Here is a 22,737-nt window from a genome sequence, read left to right as displayed (position 1 = left end):
GGAGAGCCGATGCCATACTACCGCCACCACCTTTTTTTCTGCTGCAACCAACGCGACCCTGGTGACACCTGCTGCGCGAACCACGACGCCGAAGGGATGATGCGCTACGCGCGCGACCGCGCCAAAGCGCTTGGGCTCGCACTCAACGCCACCGGTGGCGTCCGGATCAACAAAGCCGGGTGCCTGGGGCGGTGCGACCTCGGCCCGGTGCTCGTCGTCTACCCCGACGGCGTCTGGTATACCTACCTGGACGAGAGCGACATCGACGAAATCCTCAGCGAACATATCCTGAACGGCCGCCCCGTTGCCCGTCTGATGCTCCCGCAAGCCTGAACGCACGATGGCACACCCCAAAAGCGAAAAAACCACCGCACCTGGCCCCGCCGGGGCGATCGAACTCCTGGTCGATACCCCCGCAACACCCCCGCTGGGGCTGGCGCTCGTCGCCCACCCCCATCCCCTCTTTGGCGGCGCAAACACCAACAAAGTCACCCACACGGTCGCGCGCGCGCACGCCGAAGCGGGGCTCGTGACGCTGCGCCCCAACTTTCGCGGCGTTGGCGGCTCCGCCGGCCAACACGACCATGGAGTTGGCGAGACCGAAGACCTGCTCACGCTGATCGACTGGGCCCTCCGTACCTGGGAACTGCCCCCCGTGCTCTACCTGGGCGGCTTCTCGTTCGGCGCGTACGTCGCTACCCGCGTCGCGCGTATTCTGCTGGGTGAAGCGGCGAGCGCGGTCGAAGCCAACCCGAACCTCGACCCCGAGCGATGGCGTGCGGCATTGCCGTCGCTGACGCTGCGGCACGTCACGCTGGTCGGACTCCCCCACGGACTGGCGCTTGGCTCCGGCACCGTCTACACCACGCCCGAACTGCCCACCACGCTCCCCGTCCTGATGATCCACGGCGAAGAGGATACCGTCGCGCCGCTTGCGCGCGCGCTCGACTGGGCGCGTCCTGCCGCGCGCCCGATCGCGGTCGTCCCCGGCGCCGACCACTTCTTCCACGGCAAACTCCACGTGGTGAAGACGCTGGTGAAAAACGCCCTCGCGGTCTATCCCCCTGTCTAGATTTCCGTCCCGCGCCGCATGACCGCCCGCTCGCCGCTCCCCCCAAACCGTTCGCCCCAACACCCGCTCAGCGCACGCGATGCGCCGTCGCCCCACCCTACTGCTGCGCCAACCTCCGACGCAGACCCGCCCCTTGCGGCATTGACTGCCGTCGTCAAACATTACGGCACCACCCGCGTGCTTGACGCCCTCACCTTCGCCGTCTACCCCGGCGAATGTGTCGCGGTGCTCGGTCCCAACGGCGCGGGCAAAACCACCGCGTTGCGCGTCTTGCTCGGCCTCTCCCCGTATGAAGCGGGGCACGTGACCCTCCTGGGGCACCCCATTCCCGCAGACGCGGTCGCCGCCCGGCAACGGGTGGGCGTCGTACCGCAATTCGACAACCTCGACCCTGATTTTACCGCCGAAGAAAACCTGATCGTCTTCGCCCGCTACTTCGGCATCCCGGAGGCAACCGCTCGCGCCCGTGTCCCCGAGCTCCTTGCGTTCGTCGGCTTGGCCGGGAAAGCAGCGGCCCCGGTCGCGACGCTTTCGGGGGGCATGCGGCGGCGGCTTTCGCTTGCGCGGGCACTCGTCGCGAACCCCGAACTCCTCATCCTCGACGAACCCACCACGGGTCTTGATCCGCAAGCGCGCCACCTCATCTGGCAACGGCTGCGCGAGCTGCGGCAACAGGGCGTTGCGATGCTGCTCACCACCCACTACCTGGAAGAGGCGGAACGGCTTGCCGACCGTGTCGTGATCGTCGATGCCGGTCGCGTTGTCGCCGAAGGCGCACCGCACGCGCTCGTTGCCGCCGCAATCGAACCCTTCGTGCTCGAAATCCACGGCGATTGGTCTTCCGTGGGTGGCATCGACGCCTTCGAACGGCGCCTTGCCGAATCCCTCACCCCCCTTGCAGCGAACGGCGCCACAGCACCGCGCTTCGAGCGCGCAGGCGAAACCCTCTTTTGCTACACCACACGCGACCCCGCAGCGGCGCTTGCGCTCCTCGAACCCCACCCCACGCTCACCGCAGTGATCCGCCGCGGCCACCTCGAAGACCTCTTCCTCAAACTCACCGGACGGGAACTGCGCGATGACTGACCCCACCGTCCCCGCTCCCTTCGCCCCCCGCCGCGCGCTTGCCTACTGGCGGCGCAACGCGCTGGTCTGGCGCAAGCTCATGGTGCCGTCGCTCTTGGGTAACTTCATCGACCCAACCCTCTACCTCTTCGGCCTCGGGCTTGGGTTGGGCGCGCTCATCGCCGAAGTCGACGGCCAACCGTACCTGAACTTCCTCGCCCCGGGGATCATCGCGTACGCGACGATGAACGCCGCGAGCTTCGAAGCGCTCTATTCCGCGTTTTCGCGCATGCACGTGCAGAAAACGTGGGAAGCGGTACTCACCACCCCGCTCACCCTCACCGACGTCGTGCTCGGCGAACTCCTCTGGGCTGCGACCAAAGCGACACTGGCTGGTGGTGCGGTCACCCTCGTTGCCGCTGCCGCCGGGCTCGTCGCGCTTGCCGCGATTCCGTTCATCCTCCTCGTGGTCGCGCTCACCGGCCTCACCTTTGCGGCACTTGCGTTGCCGATGGTTGCGCTCGCCAAAAGTTACGACTTCTTCCTCTACTACTTCACCCTCTTCATCACCCCGATGTCTTTCCTCTCCGGCGCCTTTTTTCCCCTCACGCAGTTGCCGGCGCCGCTTGTGGCGTTCGCGCAGGCGCTGCCGCTCACCCACGCGGTCGCGCTCCTGCGCCCGTTGGCCGCAGGGAGCTCCCCCGCCTTCACCACACTGGCAGTGGCAGTCGTGCTCATGGGGCTTCTGACCGTTCTCCCCACGCGCTGGGCATTGCGCCGACTGACGCGCCGCCTCCTGCCCTGAGGATCCCTACTCCGCCCCCCTCGCGCGGGTTTTCCTCGGCAAGCCGATTCCCAACCCCAAAACGCAGGTAGAATGGGCATCGTCACGTGCTTTTTTGGATTCATGCTGCGAAACCCGCGCGTTGCCCTGTGGTCGCTCCTTGTTGCTGCGTTCGCCCTGCTTGCCGTCGCCGAATGGGCGTGGTGGCAAAACGCGCGGACGCGCAGCGCGCAAATCTTGGCCGTTGCCGCAGCGACGCAGAGCGCAGCGATCGACGAGCGCGTACGCGAACAGTTCGAAAACCTCACCCTCATCGGCAAGGGGCTCCTTGCCCCCTACCTCGATGGCACCGCCCCTGCGCGGATCCCCACCCCGATCGCGCAGGCGCTCGACCGCGTGCTCGCCGAACATCCCGAATTGCGCGCGATCAACGTGCAAACGCCCGATGGCAAAGAGATTCTTTGGAGCACCTTTGCCCAGCCCCATAAAGCCATCTTCGCGCCCGACGACTTTCGGCCCTATGCGCCAGCGGCGACGCCGGGGGAGACCGCGCCGCTTGCCCACGAAGGGCTGCTGACACTTCCCCGTTTCGCCCCACGCTTCAACGAGGCGGTGGTCGGGATGCGCCTTCCGATCCACGCGGCGGACGGGACACTCGTCGCGTACGTCGGCAGTCCCTACCGCGCCGCGCAGCTTTTTGCGCGGGCGCCCACGCTCGTCGAGAACGCCGCGCTTTTATACACCACCACCATTTTCGACCGCCGCTTCCAGCGCGTCGTCGCAACGCTCGACGAAAAGGGTCGTGTCACGCCGATTCCCTCCGCTTCGTCAACCGCTCCGCCTTCTTCTCAATCTGCACCCTCTGCCCCCCCCGAAGGAGCGACGACGGAATCGACGCTTTCCGCGCGCCACTGCCGCGGTGCCTACTGCGTCACCACCGCCATCGCCGAACCCCTTTGGCTCGACCACACCCTGCAGGAGGCGAGACCGCGCTGGACGGTCGAAGGGGTGCTCCTTGCCCTCTTCATTTTCGCGCTCACCCGGCTGCAGGTAGTCCACGGAAAACTCAAGCGTGCGCTCGTCACGCAACAGCGCCTCGCACGCACCGACCCGCTGACGCACTGCCCCAACCGCTACGCGCTCGAAACGATCGCCCCCAATCTCCTGGCGCAAGCAGAACGCCGAAACGAATGGGTTGCGGTGGGGCTCTTCGACCTCAACGATTTCAAACCGGTGAACGACCGTTTCGGCCACGACGTCGGCGACGCGCTGCTCGTCACCGTCGCCGAACGCCTCAAAGCCGCGACGCGCACAAGCGACTTCGTCGCCCGGCTGGGCGGCGACGAGTTCGTGATCCTCCTCACCGGCCTCACCGCGCAAGGAGCGTATGCGGAGCTCACCGCGTTCGGCGAACGCCTCTTGCGCCATTTCGCAGAACCCTTCACAGTCGGCGGCACCACCCTCCCCATCAGCTACGGGATCGGTTGGGCACTCTTCCCCCAGCACGGTGAAGAGCTCGACACCCTGCTGCGCCGCGCCGACGAAGCGCTCCTTGCGCTCAAAGCGCAAAAAGGTCAGACCTCAGAGACGATGCGCATCGCGGGCGAAGCCAACGCGTCGTTCACCGAAACCGCCCCGACGATCGATGACCCCTTCGGTCCCGCCGCGCGCCAGCTGCTTGCCGCATATACCGCACTGCTTCAGGACGCGGCGGAACGGTTCACAGAAACGCTCCTCTCTGAAATCACGGAACACCCCGCGATCGGCAAACGGCTGGCTGCCCAACTCCCGGATGCGTTCGCACACTACCGTGCGCTTGTGGCGCGCCATTTCGTCACGCTGCTTGCCGCTGAAGCCTCGGATTCGGCGATCGCTGAACAAGCAGCGCTGTTGGGAACGATCCACGCGCTCGAAGGTTTGAGTCTCGCCGAGGCGCTCGTCGGGTACTCGGAAAGTGAACGCTTCTTGCAGCGTTTTCTCCAACGCCAGGGGTTACGCAGCAGCGAGATCTTTCGCCTCCTGCACATCGCGCATCTGCGCATCGCGTTCGCCGAGCGCACCTTTCTCGACGCGATGGAAAAAACGAGCGCAACCTACCTCACACTGGTGCTGCGTGATATCCCGGAACCCGGCAATTCTTTGAGCAGTTGGCAAGAGGCGCTCTGCGATGCGATCGCAAAATTACCGGGCATCCGCTTCGCGGCGATCGCGCAACCGGACAGCGACGGACGTTTCCACCTCGTCGCGGTTTCTGGCAAAATGAACCTCGCGCCGCTCTTTGCCGTCTTCGACCCTGTCCGCGTTCCCCGCCTCGACAGCCGTCGCGCCGAAGGGCAAGGCCTGATTGCCACCGCGTGGTTTCGCAATACCATTTCGGTGAGCGACGACTACTGCCACGACCCGCGCACCACGCCGTGGCACGCGCTCGCAATCGAAGCGAAGATGGCGAGTTTCGCCGCGGTCCCGTTCGTCGACCGCCGCGGAACACCCGAAACGCTCCTGTTGATCGGCGGACGCCACCCCTACCAGTTCAGCAGCCTCTGGGCCCAACAGTGGCTCCACGCACTCAAACGGGCGGGCGACGACGCGCTTGCCCATTTCGATACCGAAACGATGAACCCGCTACAGACCGCGCCGATCAGCGTCGACCGCGCTGCGGCGATTCGCGCTGCGGTGACGAGCGGCGGCGTGCAGATCGCCGTGCAGCCGATCGTCGACCTCGCCTCCGGCAGGCTCGTCAAAGTGGAAGCGCTCGCGCGCTTGCAATTGGGGACGGAAACGCTCACGCCAGCGCAGTTTCTTCCCGTACTGCACGACGACCTCTACCCGCACCTCTTTCGCACCGTGCTCGCGGAAGGGCTCGCGTGGCTCAGGCGTTGGGATCAGGTTGGTGTGTCGCCCGGCCTGAGCGTCAATCTTGACTTTGCATCACTCCACCACCCCGAATGCAGCCACTGGGTTCAAGCCGCGCTCACCGCACACGCCATCCTGCCGCAACGCCTCACGCTGGAGCTCCTCGAAAATCAACCGCTTGCTGGTAACCACACGATCGAAGCGCTCGCGGCGCTACGGCAACTCGGTGTACAGCTGGCGATCGACGACATCGGTTCCGGCTACAGCGGCCTGGTGCGGCTTGCGCAACTGCCGTTCGACGTGATCAAGATCGACCAGATCCTGGTTCGCCAGATGGCCCATGACCCCATCCCCAACCTCACCGTGATCCGGGCGTTGGCACGGCTCGGCGAAGGGCTCGAACGGCAGGTAATTGCCGAAGGGGTGGAAAGCCCAGCCCTTGCCGAAACGTTGCGCGCAGTCGGTGTGCACGTGGCGCAAGGGTACGGCATCGCACGCCCCATGCCACCGGAACAGCTCGTCGGCTGGCACGACGAATGGCGCCGCGCCCCGTTGCGCGTCTACCCCGATGCGCCGCTCACGACCCCGCTCGGGGCACTGGCGTACCAATGGCAAGTCAACCACGAACGCGGCGCATTCGGCCTCAAACCGCTTGCCGAATGCCCAATCACCGCCTACTTGAACACCTACTACCCCGACGCGCACGAAATCCATGCGGTACACGCGGCGCTTCACGAAGCTGCCGAGCGCAACGACCAAAACGCATGGCGCGCCGCCAGCCAGGAACTGCTCGCGTGGCTGCTCCGGGAGGCGCTGGCGCGCTAACCGGCTTGAAAGAGTTCATCCTTTTCCCCGCTGGCCGTCCATGCGGCCCCCTGCTCCGTCGAAGTGCCCTTATTGGGTCACCGCGTCGACCGCAACGACGTTACGCTGGCGTTTGCTGAATTCGATCCCCACAAGATGCACCGGTACCCCCTGGCCGCGGTACTTTTCGGCGTACCCTTTGGCGCGAAGTTGCGCAAGCGCCGCTCCTTCGGGCTCGTCTGCGACCACTTTGAATTCGAAGAGGTAAATGCGCTCCGGAAGCTTCACGGTAAGGTCGATGCAGCCGTGGTGGGTGACGTCCTCGGCGATGAGTTCGAGTCCCAACGCCGCAAGGTGGCTATAGAAGACGCTGGCCCAGTACCCTTCGTAGTGGGCGATGGGGTTTTTGCGGTACCAGTCGTGCGGGATGCTGGCGTAGAGGCGTTCGAGGTGTTGGCGCAGTCCGTCAATCTCGCCACGCACCAGCGCTTCATAGGCGCTCAGGGTTACCCGTTCAGCGAGCGAAGGGTCGCCCATCAGCCCTTTGAGCAGCGCATCGTTGAGGCTATAGGCGACTTCCAGGTTGGGGTAGCCCAGTTCGTATTCGATGCGTGCGCCGATACGCCGCTGTCCGTGAAAGGTCAGGTACCCGGTCTGCCACAGGAGCGCCTCTGGCGCCATCGTGTCGACGTCGAACGCCGAAAGGAGCGCTTCCGAGGCGAGCGTGCGCGCAAGCTGCGGGGTAAAGAAGCGCCGCTGCATGAGGACATCGACCAAAAAGGTGGGCGTGCCCGTTTCGAACCAGTAGGGGCGAAATTCGCGCTCTTGAAAAAGAAGCAGCAGGTCGAAGGGGTTATAAACCGCTTCTCCCAGCCAGTTGTAGCCGTTGTACCAGTGGCGGATCCGTTCGCGATCGAGCCCTTCGAGCTCCGGGGCGAAGACCGCGTCGAGGTCTTCCTCGGTGTAGCCGCAGATCGCGGAGTATTCCGCTGAAACCGTGATGTCGCGCAGGTTGTTGAGGCCGGAGAAGATCGAGACTTTGCTGAATTTGGAGACGCCCGTGAGGAACGCAAAGCGGATGTGAGCATCTTGCCCTTTGATCACCGAGTAGAGGTTGCGTAGCCCTTCGCGCATCGCGCGCGCAACCTCTGGCGTGGTGAGGTTGTCCAGGATCGGTTTGTCGTATTCGTCGACCAGCACCACGACGCGCTGCCCCGCTTTTTCTGCGGCGCGTTCGATGAGCCGCTTGAAGCGCAGGTGGGTGTCCATCGGGGGCGGTTCGATGGTTATGCCCAGCCGTTCGGCGTTGTCGCTCAAAAGCACGTGGATGTGTTCGTCGAGCGCGGCGGCCGTTTGCAGCCGCCCTTCGGCAAAGCTGAGCCGCACTACCGGGTAGCGCACATTCCAGTCCCAGCGGTCATGAATGTAAAGCCCGCGAAAAAGCGGTTCGTTCCCGGCGAAAAGTTCCGCAAGCGTGTCGAGAAAGAGGCTTTTGCCGAAGCGCCGCGGGCGGGAGAGGAAGTAATGCGTGCCACTTTCGATGAGACGAAGTGCGTACGGGGTCTTGTCCACGTAGTAGTAGGCGTCGTGTTCGCGGATTTTCGCGAAGGTTTGAATCCCGATCGGGAGTTTTTTCCGGTTCATCACGCGGCCTTTCTCCCCGCAACGCGCTTCCGGCAATTGTACGGCAACGGCAAGCGAAAACACCCTGCGTCAAAAGATGGCAGCTTGCAGGCTAGACCGCTCACCTGAATAAGTTCAAGCCCCTTTGGCATGTTTCTGCGTAAGGGGTGGTAGATTGCAAGTACAACGCATTGGGTATGGGCTCAAAGGTTTTTATCGGTTGGCGGCATTGGGACAGAAGTGGGAAATGACACCGAAAGATGCCCAAGAGCGGTTACGGATACTGCGCTTTTAGGAGCGTCACGGCCTGAGTGCCGCGCAGGAAGCGTTTGGCGTGTCGCGTCGCACGCTCTATCGCTGGAAAGCGGCGTTGAAAGCCGCAGGGGATAACCCTGCGGCGCTCATTCCCAAACCGCCGATCGCCAAGCGCAAACGGGGCAAGAACCGCGACCCGCAGTTGGTAAAGCACATTCGAGAGTTGCGTACCCTCTATCCCAACTTGGGAAAAGAGCGGCTGCACCGGCTGCTTGTACCGTGGTGTGCGGAACAAGGCATTACGCTACCTTTGGTATCGACCATTGGTCGAATCATTGCCGAAGCGCCGGACAAGATGCGTCTCGTCCCAAAGCGACTCGATGCCCGAGCCCGCAAAACCGCTGCGGCCACGGGTACGCAAAACACGAAAGCCCAAAGGGCTGAAAGTGCCGCCGCTGACCCTCTGGGCGCTGGACACGATCGAACGGGTGCATGACGGCGTGCGGCGCTACATCCTGACCCTGGTCGATCCGGTGAGCCGCTGCGCGTTTGCGCTGGCGCTTCCCAAAAAGAGCAGCCAAGCGGTTGCCGAAGCGTTCCAAGCGCTGGCTTCGGGCTCATTGACTACAATACCGTGCTGCCACACCACAGCCTCGACCTCAAGGCGCCGGTGCAGTGGCTCATGGAAAACCATAAAGGGTGCCAAAGGTATTGGACGAATACAGCCGCTTGTGCCATTCGCGCCACCTGCCGTAGAATCTGGCCTGCTCTTGTTGTGCACCGCGCCATGACCCAAGAACACGACACTGGCTACAAGCTCCTTTTTGCCCATCCCGAGATGGTGCGCGATCTGCTCGTGGGCTTCGTTCCCGAGCCTTGGGTGCAGACGCTCGACTTTTCGACCCTCGAGCGGGTAAACGCCAGTTACGTCTCCGACAGGGGCGATGTGCGCCACGAGGATATGGTCTGGAAGGTGCGCTTCGAGAACCATTGGCTCTATGTCTATCTCTTGTTGGAGTTCCAGGCGCAGCCCGACCGCTGGATGGCGCTGCGCATGCTCGTCTATCTTGGGCTCCTCTATCAGGATCTGGTGCGCCGCAACGAATTGACGCCTGAGGGGAAGTTGCCGCCGGTGTTGCCGATCGTGCTCTATAACGGCACGCCCCGCTGGAACGCCGCCGAGGAGATCGGCGAATTGATCGCGCACGGGCCTGAGCCGCTCAGACGCTGGCAGCCACAAGCGCGCTACCTCTTGATCGACGAGGGGCGTTATCTGCCCGAGGCGCTCACCAAGCGTAACCTTGCTGCGGCGCTCTTTCGGCTCGAACATTCGCGTAGCCCCGAGGATATGCGCCGTGTGGTTCAGGAACTGATCGAGTGGCTCGCCGAACCGGAACAGAAGCCGCTGCGCTTCAGTCTCACCCGGTGGTTACTGCGGCTGTTGCGGCGTAAAATGGGAAAAGGCACGGTCGAGGTACCTGACGTCTCGGACTTACTGGAGGTCGATACGATGTTGGCCGAACGCATCGAGAGTTGGACCAGGGAGTGGTGGGAGCAGGGGTTGCAGCAAGGCCGCGAAGAGGGCAAAGAAGAAGGGCTCTATTTGGGCGAGCTGCAAACCTTGCAGCGGCTGTTGACGAAACGCTTCGGGCCGCTGCCGGAAGCGGTACAGGTGCGCTTGAGCACCGCAACCCGGGAAGAGATCGAACAGTGGCTCGATCGGGTGCTCGACGCGCAAACACTTGATGAGGTGTTTGCCTAAATGACAAAGACCGAACTCACCCTCACGCTTCGCCTCAACGGCACGCTCCAGCACGTCCCAGCGGGCACAACCGTTTCGGCCCTCCTTGCCCGCCACGGCTGGCTGGGCAAGCGCGTCGCGGTGGAGCGTAACGGCACGATCGTCCCGAAGAGCGCCTATGAGACCACCGTATTGAACGACGGTGACGTTTTGGAAATCGTCGTCGCCGTGGGTGGCGGTTGACCTCATCGAATGTCAAGGAGTCCCGATGCGAACCCAATCCCCTGAAGCCGAGCTTCCATTCGTAGACCAACCCCTCGTTTTGGGACAACGCCAATTCCGCTCGCGCCTCATCGTCGGCACCGGCAAATACCGCGACTTCGCGGAGACGCGCGCTGCGGTCGAAGCCTCGGGCGCCGAGATCGTCACCGTTGCGATCCGCCGCACCAACCTGGGGCAAAACCCGGACGAACCGAACCTGCTCGACTTTCTGCCGCCCGAACGGTTCACGATCCTGCCCAACACCGCGGGGTGCTACACTGCGGAAGAAGCGGTGCGCACGCTCCGCTTGGCGCGTGAGCTCTTGGACGGGCACAACCTGGTCAAACTCGAAGTGCTCGGCGACCCCAACACCCTCTTCCCCAACATGGTCGAAACCCTCAAGGCGGCGGAACAATTGGTTGCCGAAGGGTTCGACGTGATGGCCTACTGCTCCGACGATCCCATCCTCGCGAAACGCCTTGAAACGATCGGGTGCGTCGCAGTGATGCCGCTTGCGTCGCTCATCGGCTCCGGCATGGGAATTTTGAACCCGTGGAACCTACGGCTCATCATCGAGCAGGCCACCGTGCCGGTGATCGTCGACGCGGGCGTCGGCACTGCGTCCGACGCAGCGATCGCGATGGAGCTCGGCTGCGACGCGGTGCTGATGAACACCGCGATCGCGCACGCGAAGCACCCTGTGCTCATGGCGCACGCGATGCGTCGTGCGGTGGAAGCAGGCCGTGCCGCGTACGTGGCAGGTCGTATGCCCCGCAAAACCTACAGCGCCGACCCCAGCTCCCCGATGAGTGGCCTCATCGGGCGCTGACCGCAGGTAGAATGCACCCTGATCCCCTGACCGCAGTCTTTCCTTTACCGCAGATGACGAAACGATGACCAAAACCCCGGAACGCCTGACGCAACGCTCGATTCGCACCTTCGTTTTGCGCCAAGGGCGCATGACCCCCAGCCAAAAAGAGGCGCTCGCCACCCTCTACCCCAAATGGGGCATTGCGTGGAACCCCGACGCACCGCTCGACTTCGCTGCGATCTTTGATCGCACCGCCCCGGTCGTCCTCGAAATCGGCTCCGGGATGGGGGATGCTACCGCTGCGATCGCCGAAGCGAACCCCGACATCGACTTCCTCGCGGTCGAAGTGCACGGGCCAGGGGTCGGTAACCTCCTCAAACTGATCGAGGCGCGCGGACTCACCAACCTGCGGGTGCTGCGCCACGACGCGATCGAAGTCCTCGAGCGCGTCATCCCCGAATCGTCGCTCTCGGCGATCCACCTCTTCTTCCCCGACCCGTGGCCGAAGAAACAGCACCACAAACGCCGCATCGTGCAACCGGCGCTTGTCGCGCTGATGGTTTCGCGTCTCAAGCCCGGGGGTTATCTGCACTGCGCCACCGATTGGGAAGAGTACGCCCACTGGATGCGCGAAGTGCTCGACGCGGAGCCCCTGCTGACGAACGACTATCCCGCAAGCGCTTTTGCGCAGCCGCGACCCGCATGGCGGCCGCGCACCAAATTCGAACAGCGCGGGCAAAACCTCGGCCACCCCGTTTGGGACCTGGTCTATCGACGGCGCGCCGCGCCAGTCGATTCCTTACCCTCTGAGTAGTGACCGCGGCGGGGTTTCCGCAATGACCCAAGAGCACGACACCGGGGCGTAAAATGGAGAAAGGCACGGTCGAGGTGCCTGACGTCTCGGACTTACTGGAGGTCGATACGATGTTGGCCGAACGCATCGAGAGTTGGACCAAGGAGTGGTGGGAGCAGGGGTTGCAGCAGGGGTTGCAGCAGGGGTTGCAGCAGGGGTTGCAGCAAGGTGAGGAGAAGGGTTTCTACCTCGGTGAGCTGCAAACCTTGCAGCGGCTGCTCACCAAACGCTTCGGGCCGCTGCCGGAAGCGGTGCAGGTGCGCCTGAGCACCGCAAGCCGCGAGGAGATCGAGCGCTGGCTCGACCGGGTGCTCGACGCGCAAACGTTGGCAGAGCTGCTCGATGAGGAATAGCGCACACAAATTCTCCACCGCTGCGTTGAACCTCGAACACGACAACGGCGGCAACCACCTTTCTCTACCCACATAATGCCATTTGCCGCATGAAACCACTCATCTTGCTCTTCAAGGCGCTCCTGCTTTGGCCTATTCGCCTCATCGCGCGCCTTCTCGCGGTGCTCGAATGGATCGGGCGTGCGGTCCTGGGCGCGGTCGCACTCGGAATCGGCGTCGCAGTAGTGGTCGCACTCCTTTTCGCGTGGCACGCCGCGCCGCCCGCAGCGCCGGTGCTGCCCAGCCGTTTCGTGCTCGCGCTCACGCTCGACGCACCGCTTACCGAAACCCCGTCGCTCGAAACACCGTTGCCGCTTTGGGACGATCCGCAGCCGATCCATCTCGGCACCCTGCTGACCACGCTCGATAACGCCGCTGAAGACCCGCGCGTCGCGGCGGTCGCGCTCGACCTCAGCCGCTTTCCGGGCGCAAGCTACGCCCAACTCGCGGAACTGCGCGACGCGCTCGGGCGCCTGCGCCAAGCGGGCAAACCGGTCTTCGCGTTCGCCGACCGCTACGATCAGAAAAGCTATTTCCTCGCGTCGGTGGCCGACACCGTGACGCTCGACCCCGAAGGATTTGTGCTCTTACCGGGGTTGGCGCTGGAACCCACCTATTTCAAAGCGGCGCTCGACCGCGTCGGGATCACCGTCCACGCCTTCCGGGCGGGCCGGTACAAGTCGTTCGTCGAACCCTTCACCCGGACCAACATGTCGGAGCGCGAACGAGCCGCCGCGACCGACCTCATGCTCGGCCTGTGGGGCCAGATTCGCGACGCGATCGCTGCGGCACGCAAGCGCCCGGTAGAAGCAATCGAACGCTACCACGCCGCGTTCGACGAAATCCTGGCCGCGCACGATGGCGACGGCGCCGCAGCCGCGAAAGCGCAAGGGCTCGTCGATACCCTTGCTCCATTCACCGACTGGCAGACGCAGGTATTGACCGCAGCCCAGCTCGCCGATCGCGACCACGACTTCGTCTCCTGGCAGCGCTACCACGCCGCGCACGAAGCGAAGCGCCTTTTGGCGAACGGCAATGGCGAAATTCGGGTGATCACGCTCGAAGGGACGATCACCGAAATGGACGACGGAAACGACGCGACCGCAAGCAGCGACCGGCTGGTGGCCGAACTCGAAGCGGCCCGTGACGACGACACGGTGCGCGCCGTGGTGCTGCGCATCGACTCGCCCGGGGGGAGCGCGTTTGCTGCCGAAGCGCTCCGCCGCGCAGTGCGCGCGGTACGCGACGCTGGCAAGCCGGTGATCGCCAGTTTTGCGGGCGTTGCCGCCTCGGGAGGCTACTGGGTTGCGAGCGCCGCCGACGCGATCGTCGCCCGCCCCGAGACGCTCACCGGGTCGATCGGCGTCTTCGCGCTCATTCCCAACGCCGCGCCCCTCATGGAAAAGCTCGACCTCACCACCGATGGCGTCCGTACGGGCCCCTTCGCCGCGCCGCTCGACCCGCGCCGGCCGCTCCCCGATGCGGTGCGCCGCGCACTCGACGCCTCGGTGGGACACACCTACCGCCGTTTCCTTGCCGTGGTGAGCGAAGGGCGGGGGATTCCGCAAGCGGAGCTCGAGCCGGTCGCGGAAGGGCGGGTCTGGTTGGGCACCGCTGCGGCAAAGCTTGGGCTGGTCGACCGCCTGGGCGGGTTGGAGACGGCGATCGCGCTCGCCCGCGAACGCGCCAACGCCCCGGACGCAGAAGTGCACTGGCCAACGTCGTCACTTGCGCCGCGCGAAGTGGTCCGTCGCCTTATTTTCGGCAGTGAAACGTCCGCTTTGGCACCACCGCTTGCCTGGCTCACTGCCCCCTTGCGCCCGCTTGCGCCGCTGTTGCGCTCGCTCACCGAACCTACTACGGCGCTGCCCCCGGTCTGGGCCCACTGCCTGTGTGTCGCGCCCTGATCGCCATCCATCGGAGCCGCCCAGATGATCGAAGAGACCCTCAAGAAAACCGTGATCGCGATCGTCGGCCTCCTGTTGCTCATGGGGGCGCTCGGCTGGGCCTTTCAAAAAGAGCTCGTCGCCGCGGCGGAATGGGTCGCGAACCATCTGGGTTTCCCTGGGATCGCGCTCGTGATCCTGATCGGCGATTCGTTCGTCCTGCCCTTCCCGCCCGATTCGATGCTCGTCGTCGTCAGCCGTAGCCATATGGCAGCCAACTGGTGGCTCTACGTTTTCGGAATCGGAGCGGTTTCGGCCTGGGCGGGTATCCAAGGTTATTTCATCGGCCGCTGGCTCGAACACTTTCCGACGCTCCACCGCGTCTTCGGCCGTTTTCGTGACGAGCACGGGCCGCAGCTGCGCAAATATGGCTTCTGGTGGGTCGTGCTCGGCGCCACCACGCCACTTCCCTTTTCGGTCACCACCTGGACGGCGGGAATGCTTCAACTGCCCTTGACGCACGTGGCCGCCGCGTGTCTCTTTCGCATCCCCAGATTTTTCATCTACTACGGCGTGATCCATGCCGGTCTTGGCCTCTTTTCCTGAACCGCTCGCGCCGTTCGTCGCGCGTCTGGAGGCCCTTACCGAGGCCCTCACTCTTCCGGAAGCAGCACGCGAAGCGTGGTGGGCGAGCTTTTGGGAACCGCAACCGCTTGCCGGGCGAATCAACCCGTTACGCACCGCGCAAGGGGAACCGGAGCCAGACGGCGAAGCGGTGACCCGCGCCGCCGCAACCTTCGCGCTGCCGATTCGCCCCGCTTTTGCCGCAGGCGCCCCGCTGCCCCATCCGCTGGCCGCGTGGAGTTTCGTTGCCGAACCGCACGCACGGACAACCCTCACCCACAGCGCCCCGTTTCAGGACGGCACGATCACGCTGCAAAGCCTCTCCAGTCAATGGGCCGTCTGGTTGCTCGATCCGCAGCCGGGAGAAGAAGTGCTCGACCTCGCCGCGGCACCTGGCGGCAAAACCGCGCTGATTGCCGCGGCGATCGCCAACCGCGGACGCATCGCAGCGGTAGAAGCGGTGAAACCGCGCTACTTCAAACTCCGCGCGGAACTGGCGCGGCTGGGGGTCACCTGTGCGCAGACCTACCTCGCGGACGGGCGCACCATCGGGCACAAAACGCCGCAGCGCTTCGCGCGCGTCCTTTTGGACGCCCCGTGTTCGTCGGAAGCGCGCATCCGTTTTGCGGCCCCCGACACCTGGCAGCACTGGAAACCGCGCAAGGTGCGCGAAGCCGCGCGCAAGCAGCTCGCGCTCCTACGCGCCGCGTGGCAGGCACTCGCCCCGGGCGGTACGCTCGTCTACAGCACCTGCAGCTACGCGCCAGAAGAAAACGAATGGGTGGTCGCACAGCTCCTTGCCGAAGCCCCAGAGGCCGAAGTCGTACCCCCCCGCTGGTCGCCCCCGTGCGCGATACCGGGACTTGCGTCGGACGCGATTCCCGCGACCTGCTCGCCACGCCGTCTCCCAGATCTCACTCCTGCGCATGCGGCGCAGCTCGGCCATACCCGCCGCGTGTTGCCCGCGCAAGGCTTCACTGGGTTCTTTGCCGCGGTGCTCTTCAAACACCACCAAACCCTTGCCGATGACGCCCACGCGTAAGCAAATGGAACCACCCAGTTGGTGCTAGAATCGCACCGTCGATGCTCCGCACGAAAGGGGCTACCCATGGCCACTGTTCGCGAACCGACGACTGCATCCACTCCCCTCCGGCCCCGCCGCAACCTCCTGCGCGCGCTGGGTGCACTGTTCGTGACCACGGCCACGGCACCCTTTCCGGTGCGTTCGCGCTCGTCCGACCCACCCCTGGTTTTTGGTGTCGTACCCTACCTTTCCGCGCGCAAACTCGCCCAACTCTACGAACCGATCCGCGCCTGGTTCGCCGCGACCTTGGCGCAACCCGTGACGCTCGAATCGGCGCCCGACTATCGGGCGCACTTCGCCCGCACCGCGGGCGGTGAGTACGACTTCATCGCCACCAGCCCCTACTTCGGTCGCATCGCGCAGCAACGCCACGGCATGGTGGGACTGGCTCGCCCCTCGACCCCGTTGGAGCCGCTTCTCATCGTGTTGCCGCAAAGCCCGATTCGCACCCTCTCCGACCTCAAGGGACGGAAAATCGCGACCAGTGACCCGTGGGCCAACCTCACGTTGGCGGCACGTCGCCTCTTTCGCGAGCAAGGATGGGTAATCGGGCGGGATCTCTATCTCGAACCCACGGGCAGCCATGCGAACTCGTTCGCCCATCTCCAACAAGGTCTTGCCGACGCTGCCGTCGTTTCGGTCACCGCGATCACGCAGCTCAACTTGGCGGCAGACCGTTACCGCATCCTGTATCGCTTTCCGCCATCGCCACCGCTCCTCTATCTCGCCCACCGCCGTTTGGGCGAATCCCGCCTCGCGCAGTTACGCCGTGCGCTCCTTGCCTGGAGCGCACAGGAAGGGCAAGCAGTCTTCGCGCGGCTGGGGCACGGCACCTTGCAACCCATCACCGACGCGGACTGGGACGCGCTCGACCCGTTCGTCGCCGATTTCGATCAACTCGTCGCTGGCGGGCACGCATGAACCTACCGATCTTTCGTCGTTCGCTCTTCAGCCGCTGGGTTCCGTGGCTCCTCCTCGTGCAGCTGCTGCTCTTTGCCGCATTCGGCGCTTTTTTTTGGCGTGAAGCGCAAAGCGCCGCGAACACGTTGGCGTTGCAACGGCTGCACACCCTCCAACTCGAACTGGCCGCGGCACTCCAAGGTCCGCTCCTGGAGCGCGACATCCCCACGCTGCGTGAGATTGCCGAAGCATTGGTTCAAAACGGCGAAATCGCCTATTTGGCGATCTTCGACGGCGCGGACGAACGCTTGGTGCTCGTGGGCGCATCTGCCGAAACGTCGCTTCCTGACGGGAAAACCCTAGCAGCACTCTCTGCGGCCGAAACGAGGTTGCCGAACCGTTTCGACGTCCGCCTGCCGCTCATCAGTGGTGCCGTGCAGGTAGGGTACTCGCCCCAACCCCTCATCGGTCTGATCGATCGCTTCGCCGAAACGGGAATCCTCGTGATCGGGGGTACGACGCTACTTACGTTCGCGCTCTATCTCGGCTTTTTCTTTCGCGTCGCGAAACGCTTGGGCGCAATCGAGCGTACTGCGGAACAGATTGCCGCAGGGAACCTCCGTATCCGAGCCCCCGAAGGCACGCACGACGAAATCGCGCGCCTGGGCAACGCGTTCAACCGCATGGCCGACGAACTGGCCGAACGCCTGACGGCATTGACCATTGCCGAGCGCGAAACCGAAGCGACGCTCGACACCCTCGAAGCCGAGCATGCGCAACTCACGGCACTACTCGAAGCGATGCGTCTCGGTGTTTTGCTGGTCGATACCTCCGACCGCGTGGTCTTCGCCAACAGCGCGCTGCGGCGTCTCTGGCACATCCCTGCCGAAGCATCGCTCGTGGGACAGAACGCGCGGGACGTAATGCGGCTCAGCGACACCCTCTGCGCCGAACCGGACCACTTCTCCCAATTGCTCCTCACGGTACCCGGTACGCAAGAGATCTCCGACAGCACCGAGATCCACCTCATCGACGGACGCATCCTGCTGCAACTCTGTTTCCCGGTGCGCGACAGCCACCAACGGTTGATCGGTCGCCTCTGGCTCTATGAGGACATCACCCGCGAACGCCGCTCTGCCGAACAGCTCATCTATCTGGCCGAACGGGATGGACTCACCGGACTTTACAACCGGCGACGGTTTGCCGAACTGCTGGAAGAGAAACTCAACGAAGCGCTCCGCCAACGTCGTACAGCCGCGCTCCTGCTCTTTGACATCGACGAATTCAAACAGCTCAACGACACCTTCGGACATCGCGCCGGCGACGCGCTCCTGGCGCGCATCGCCAGCGAACTCACCGCGATCACCCGCAGCAACGAGATCGTCGGGCGGCTGGGTGGCGACGAATTCGCGATCTTGTTGCCCGCCTACCAAAACCGCAGCGAACCTCAGCAGCTTGCGGAGCGGATCATCCGCGCCCTGGCGCGCATTCCGTTCGACTTCGACGGGCAGCGGATCGGGATCACGGTGAGCCTTGGCATTGCCCTGTTCCCAGAACATGGGAGCAACCCAGACGAGCTCGTCGTCGCGGCCGACATCGCGATGTATCAGGCGAAAAACGCGGGACGCAACACCTGGCGGTGCTACAGCACCGACGCCTTCGCAGCAGGAAGCCCCACCCAACTCAACTGGAACCAGCGGATCGAACAGGCACTTGCCGAAGGGTTGTTCGAGCTCCATTATCAGGGGGTGTTTCGTCTGGACGGAACGCTGACCCACGTCGAAGCGCTCATTCGCATGCGCGACCCCGAAGACCCCACGCGTCTGGTTTCCCCGACCCATTTCATCCCCGCTGCCGAAAAGAGTGGAAAAATTCGCGAGATCGATCGCTGGGTGATCGAACACGCATTACGAACACTCAGCGAGCACCGCGACGCGCCACGCATCGCAGTGAACCTTTCGGGCCGCACGCTCTCCGACCCCGGGTTTGCGATGTGGCTGGAAAACCGATGGCACCAAGCCCCGCCGCACGCCCGGCGACTGCTCTTTGAGATCACCGAAACCGCAGCGATCGGCGACCTCCAAGAGGCGATCCGCTTTGCCCATCTGGTGCATAAACTCGGTGCGGCGCTCTGCCTCGACGATTTCGGTACCGGTTTCAGCTCCTTCAGCTATCTCAAATACATCCCGGCCGATGTCGTCAAAATCGACGGGCAATTCATTCGCGATCTCACGCAGGACGAAAGCAACCGCCTGATCGTGCGTGCGATTGCCGAAGTGGCACGTGGGCTGGGCAAAACCACGGTCGCGGAATTCGTCGAAGATCAAGAGACGCTCGATCTGCTCAAGCGGTTGGGAATCGATGCGGCGCAAGGGTACCATCTGGGCAAACCGACCCCGACACCGCCGCAGTGCCGCAACAGCGCCGGGACAGCGCTGTCACACCCCTAGCTCGTCCCCCCCCGACCACCGCACTGCATTCGGATGGGACCACCCCAGAAGGTCGAGCACCCGACACGCGAACTGGTCGGCTGCGGCTTCGATCGTCGTCACCCCCGCGTAAAAGGCCGGCACCGGGGGCATCACCACTGCGCCCGCTTCGGTGGCAAGCATCATGTTGCGCAGATGCACGAGCGAAAGCGGCGTTTCGCGCACCGCGAGCACCAGACGCCGCCGCTCTTTGAGCGTTACTTCGGCGGCGCGCGTAATGAGGTTGTCGGAAAAACCGTGCGCCACCGCGGCAAGCGTCTTCATGCTGCAGGGGATGATTACCATGCCCGCTGTGGGAAAAGAGCCGCTCGCAAGCGGTGCGGCGAGATCGTCGTGGCGATAGATGGTGTCGGCAAGCGTGGTCCAGTCGCGGCGCTTTTTGCCCAGTTCCAGTTGTGCCGTGAGGAGCGCTGCGGGCGACAGGATCAGGTGCAGTTCGATTTCGGCCACTTCCCGCGCGCGCAGCAGGAACCGCTCCGCGAGGATCGCACCGGAAGCGCCAGTCACGGCAACAATCAAACGATGGCGCGCCCGGCAGGAATCGAACCTGCGACCTTTGGCTTCGGAGGCCAACGCTCTATCCACTGAGCTACGGGCGCCTGTACTGCGTGAAGCGCGCATGATAGCACAGATTCGGCAAGACGCATCTGCCCTGCGTTATAATCGATGCATCCAATTGTCATTTCCCGTATCAAGGACGATACCATGCATCGCATCGCACGCCTTTTCCTGGCAGTTGGCGCAACCACGCTGGCGGTTGCCTGTTCCCAGGAACAGAAGCCTGACGAAAACGCCACGCTCGCGGCGATCCTGCCGGTTGCGCAGGTCAACCTCAAGTTCCAAACGGTCGAACCCGGCAAGCGCACCGGCGAGCAGATCTACCAGGCGGTCTGTAAGAGCTGCCACGAAGTGGGGGCGCTCGGAAGCCCCAAAACGGGCGATACCGCAGCGTGGGCGCCGCGCATCGCCAAAGGGTTCGACGCACTCATCCAAAGCGCAACGAACGGGATCGGGCAGATGCCGCCCAAAGGGGGCGCCGCGGACCTCACCGACGCCGAGATCGCGCGTGCAGTGGCCTATCTGGCCAACCAGGCCGGCGCGAACTTCACGCCGCCGCCTGTGGAGTGACGGCACGCGGCGCAAACGGCGCGCGTCTGGTAGTACCCATACTGCACGTGACCTCATGAAGCCGCTCGCGGGCTAGCGGCTGAGCACTGCGCCTGCCCGTTCCCAATCGCTACTCGTCGGCAACTGCGGGCGCCCGTTCCAACAGCGCCCGCAATTGCGCAAGCCGCGCTTTCGCCTCTTCTTTCGGTACGGGGTGATCGCGACCTTTCACGGTCACGCCGTCGCTCCCCATCTCAGCGATGAAGCGTGAGGGCTCGACGCTGCGCCACTCTTTACCGTCGCGTCGTTTTTCGCAGTAGGTGATCGTGAGCGAGCGCTGCGCGCGCGTGATCCCGACGTACATCAGGCGCCGCTCCTCTTCGATGTCTCCGGCGTCGATGCTCGACTGGTGCGGCAACAGCCCTTCTTCCACCCCCACCAGAAAGACGTGGGGGAACTCCAACCCCTTTGCGGCGTGCAGCGTCGCCAGTTGCACCGCGTCGGGCGTTTCGTCGTCGCGCTCGAGCCGCGCAATCAGCGTGATCGTCTGCACGATGTTCAAAAGATCGGTGCCGTCCGCTTCGCCGCGCCGCTCGATCCAACCCAGAAACTCGTCGAGCGAACGGGTGCGCTGTTCCGCTTCGCGGGGTTCCATCGTGGTCAAATAGTGGTCGTCGAGACCGACCGCGGCAAAGAGCTCCCGTGCCACCCGACCCGCAGGTTCGCGTTCGGCCCGGTAGCGAAAACGGTTGAGGAACGCCGCGAATTCGCGCATCGCCGCAAGCGGCGCTGCAGGCACATGCGCCTCGGCACCGGTCTCAAAGAGCGCGGCAAAGAGGCTCAAATGGCGCGCGCCCGCATAACGGGAAAGCGCTTCCAAGCTCGTTGCCCCGACGCCACGGCGCGGCGTGGTGATCGCCCGCACGAACGCCGGATCGTCGTCCTCGTTCACCAGCAGCCGCAAATAGGCCATCGCGTCGCGGATTTCGGTCCGGTCGAAGAACGATCCTCCGCCCGAAATCACATAGGGAATCCGGTGGGCCCGGAGCGCCTGCTCGAAGAGGCGCGCCTGGTGGTTGCCGCGGTAGAGGATCGCGAAGTCGGACCATTTCGCGCCGAGCTCGAAACGCTTCGCGTCGAGCGTTGCCACCACCCACTCTGCTTCGGCTTCGGGGTCGCGACACGGGCGGACCACGATCGGACTGCCCACCCCGTGCAACGACCAGAGCCGTTTCACGAAGAGTTTGTCGTTGTTCGCGATCAGCGTGTTCGCGGCGTTGAGGATCGTGCGGGTGCTGCGGTAGTTCTGCTCCAGCTTGATCACCTTGAGCTGCGGGTAGTCGGTTTGCAACAGGCGCAAGTTCTCGACGTCGGCGCCGCGCCACGCGTAGATCGCCTGGTCGTCGTCGCCCACCGCGGTGAAGGCGCCGCGCACGCCAGCGAGCGCGCGCAACAACCGATACTGGGTGCGGTTGGTATCCTGGTACTCGTCGACCAGCAGATAGCGCAGCCGCCGTTGCCACGCTTCGCGCGCCTCTGGGTCGCGTTCGAAGAGCAACAGGGGTTTCAAGATGAGATCGTCGAAATCGACCGCATGATACGCCGCCAGTGCCCGTTCGTAGTCGCGATAGACGCGCGCCGCCTGCGAGGTGAGTTCGTCGTTGGCCACTGCCTCCGCGGCGTCGGGCAAAACGCCTTGGTTCTTCCACTGCGAGATTTGCCCCTGCAGCGCTTGCAGCCACCCGCGGTCGGCCTCTTTCACCAGTTCGGCCAGAAGGGTGCGCACGTCGGTCGGGTCCAGGATCGAAAAGCGCGGTTTCAACGCAAGCCGTGCGCTCTCCGCACGCAGGATTTGCACCCCGAGCGCGTGAAAGGTGCAGACGGTCAGTCCCGAAGGTGCCCGACCGCCCAGAAGGCTGGACACCCGCTCCTGCATTTCCCGCGCCGCTTTGTTGGTGAAGGTAATCGCAGCGATGTGGCGCGGCGCGAACCCGGCCGTCTCGATCAAATAGGCAATCTTGTGGGTGATCACCCGCGTCTTGCCGCTGCCCGCGCCCGCAAGCACCAGACACGGTCCGTCGAGATACCGGACGGCCTCCTGCTGGGCCGGATTGAGCCCGTCGAGCCGCACCG

General features: G+C 64.3%; 20 protein-coding genes and 1 tRNA gene. 17 read left to right on the top strand and 4 right to left on the bottom strand.

From position 1 onward, the window contains the following. Nucleotides 1-9: 9 nt before the first annotated feature. From HPTL_RS00655 to HPTL_RS11520, 5 genes are all read left to right on the top strand, one after another. Entirely contained in the window at nt 10-333 is a 324-nt protein-coding gene (locus tag HPTL_RS00655; protein ID WP_119334246.1) for a (2Fe-2S) ferredoxin domain-containing protein, read from the top strand. Between the two features lie 7 nt (nt 334-340). Then, a complete protein-coding gene (locus tag HPTL_RS00650; RefSeq protein ID WP_119334245.1) occupies nt 341-1,072 on the top strand; it encodes an alpha/beta hydrolase in 732 nt (243 codons plus the stop codon). A gap of 18 nt (nt 1,073-1,090) precedes the next feature. Then, nucleotides 1,091-2,158 (top strand): ATP-binding cassette domain-containing protein, encoded by a 1,068-nt coding sequence (locus HPTL_RS00645; RefSeq protein ID WP_119334244.1) that lies wholly within the window; start codon nt 1,091-1,093, stop codon nt 2,156-2,158. Then, nucleotides 2,151-2,942: an ABC transporter permease gene (locus HPTL_RS00640; protein WP_119334243.1), complete on the top strand. Its 792-nt coding sequence runs from the start codon at nt 2,151-2,153 to the stop codon at nt 2,940-2,942. The genes HPTL_RS00645 and HPTL_RS00640 overlap by 8 nt, the downstream gene beginning before the upstream one ends. Nucleotides 2,943-3,044: 102 nt before the next feature. Next, nucleotides 3,045-6,599 (top strand): EAL domain-containing protein, encoded by a 3,555-nt coding sequence (locus HPTL_RS11520; RefSeq protein ID WP_170141225.1) that lies wholly within the window; start codon nt 3,045-3,047, stop codon nt 6,597-6,599. Nucleotides 6,600-6,668: 69 nt separating this feature from the next. Here HPTL_RS11520 and HPTL_RS00630 read toward each other — a convergent pair whose 3' ends face one another. Further along, on the bottom strand, nt 6,669-8,222 hold the full coding sequence (locus tag HPTL_RS00630) for an ATP-binding protein (RefSeq protein WP_119336004.1): 1,554 nt from the start codon (nt 8,220-8,222) through the stop codon (nt 6,669-6,671). A gap of 313 nt (nt 8,223-8,535) precedes the next feature. On the opposite strand from HPTL_RS00630, the gene HPTL_RS11345 reads away from it, so the two are divergent. From HPTL_RS11345 to HPTL_RS00575, 11 genes are all read left to right on the top strand, one after another. Then, nucleotides 8,536-8,952, top strand: coding sequence for a helix-turn-helix domain-containing protein (locus tag HPTL_RS11345; RefSeq protein WP_197713718.1), 417 nt, complete (start codon nt 8,536-8,538; stop codon nt 8,950-8,952). 291 nt (nt 8,953-9,243) lie between these two features. Further along, entirely contained in the window at nt 9,244-10,218 is a 975-nt protein-coding gene (locus tag HPTL_RS00620; RefSeq protein ID WP_119336003.1) for an Rpn family recombination-promoting nuclease/putative transposase, read from the top strand. After that, nucleotides 10,219-10,440: a sulfur carrier protein ThiS gene (gene thiS / locus HPTL_RS00615; protein ID WP_119334241.1), complete on the top strand. Its 222-nt coding sequence runs from the start codon at nt 10,219-10,221 to the stop codon at nt 10,438-10,440. Between the two features lie 25 nt (nt 10,441-10,465). Next, entirely contained in the window at nt 10,466-11,287 is an 822-nt protein-coding gene (locus tag HPTL_RS00610; RefSeq protein ID WP_119334240.1) for a thiazole synthase, read from the top strand. Nucleotides 11,288-11,351: 64 nt separating this feature from the next. Beyond that, on the top strand, nt 11,352-12,083 hold the full coding sequence (gene trmB / locus HPTL_RS00605) for a tRNA (guanosine(46)-N7)-methyltransferase TrmB (protein WP_119334239.1): 732 nt from the start codon (nt 11,352-11,354) through the stop codon (nt 12,081-12,083). A 53-nt stretch (nt 12,084-12,136) separates the two neighbouring features. Continuing rightward, nucleotides 12,137-12,475: a DUF4351 domain-containing protein gene (locus tag HPTL_RS00600; RefSeq protein WP_119334238.1), complete on the top strand. Its 339-nt coding sequence runs from the start codon at nt 12,137-12,139 to the stop codon at nt 12,473-12,475. A gap of 89 nt (nt 12,476-12,564) precedes the next feature. Further along, nucleotides 12,565-14,421 carry a signal peptide peptidase SppA gene (sppA, locus tag HPTL_RS00595; protein ID WP_119334237.1) on the top strand — a complete coding sequence of 619 codons (1,857 nt, stop codon included), beginning with the start codon at nt 12,565-12,567 and terminating at the stop codon, nt 14,419-14,421. Between the two features lie 24 nt (nt 14,422-14,445). Beyond that, entirely contained in the window at nt 14,446-15,006 is a 561-nt protein-coding gene (locus HPTL_RS00590; protein WP_119334236.1) for a YqaA family protein, read from the top strand. Continuing rightward, entirely contained in the window at nt 14,981-16,066 is a 1,086-nt protein-coding gene (locus HPTL_RS00585) for an RsmB/NOP family class I SAM-dependent RNA methyltransferase (protein ID WP_119334235.1), read from the top strand. Before HPTL_RS00590 ends, HPTL_RS00585 begins: the two co-directional genes overlap by 26 nt. 66 nt (nt 16,067-16,132) lie before the next feature. Next, nucleotides 16,133-17,029 (top strand): phosphate/phosphite/phosphonate ABC transporter substrate-binding protein, encoded by an 897-nt coding sequence (locus HPTL_RS00580; RefSeq protein ID WP_119334234.1) that lies wholly within the window; start codon nt 16,133-16,135, stop codon nt 17,027-17,029. Next, entirely contained in the window at nt 17,026-19,458 is a 2,433-nt protein-coding gene (locus tag HPTL_RS00575) for an EAL domain-containing protein (RefSeq protein ID WP_119334233.1), read from the top strand. The genes HPTL_RS00580 and HPTL_RS00575 overlap by 4 nt, the downstream gene beginning before the upstream one ends. Here the strand turns inward: HPTL_RS00575 and HPTL_RS00570 are convergent. Together HPTL_RS00570 and HPTL_RS00565 are read right to left on the bottom strand one after the other, a co-directional pair. Next, nucleotides 19,447-20,016, bottom strand: a complete 570-nt coding sequence (locus HPTL_RS00570; protein WP_269461299.1) for a UbiX family flavin prenyltransferase — start codon at nt 20,014-20,016, stop codon at nt 19,447-19,449. The genes HPTL_RS00575 and HPTL_RS00570 overlap by 12 nt on opposite strands. 4 nt (nt 20,017-20,020) lie before the next feature. Then, nucleotides 20,021-20,096: transfer RNA gene (locus HPTL_RS00565), tRNA-Arg, on the bottom strand. Nucleotides 20,097-20,202: 106 nt separating this feature from the next. Between HPTL_RS00565 and HPTL_RS00560 the strand changes: the two genes are divergently transcribed. Beyond that, entirely contained in the window at nt 20,203-20,625 is a 423-nt protein-coding gene (locus tag HPTL_RS00560) for a c-type cytochrome (protein WP_119334231.1), read from the top strand. Between the two features lie 109 nt (nt 20,626-20,734). On the opposite strand, the gene HPTL_RS00555 is transcribed toward HPTL_RS00560, so the two are convergent. Continuing rightward, the gene (locus HPTL_RS00555; RefSeq protein ID WP_119334230.1) at nt 20,735-22,735 is read right to left on the bottom strand and encodes a UvrD-helicase domain-containing protein; all 2,001 of its coding nucleotides are present in this window, start codon (nt 22,733-22,735) and stop codon (nt 20,735-20,737) included. Between the last annotated feature and the right edge of the window lie 2 nt (nt 22,736-22,737).

This window comes from Hydrogenophilus thermoluteolus, from assembly GCF_003574215.1.
Taxonomy (GTDB): domain Bacteria; phylum Pseudomonadota; class Gammaproteobacteria; order Burkholderiales; family Rhodocyclaceae; genus Hydrogenophilus; species Hydrogenophilus thermoluteolus.
Note: the sequence above shows the minus strand (reverse complement) of the source record. Positions and strands in the feature narration are given on the sequence as shown.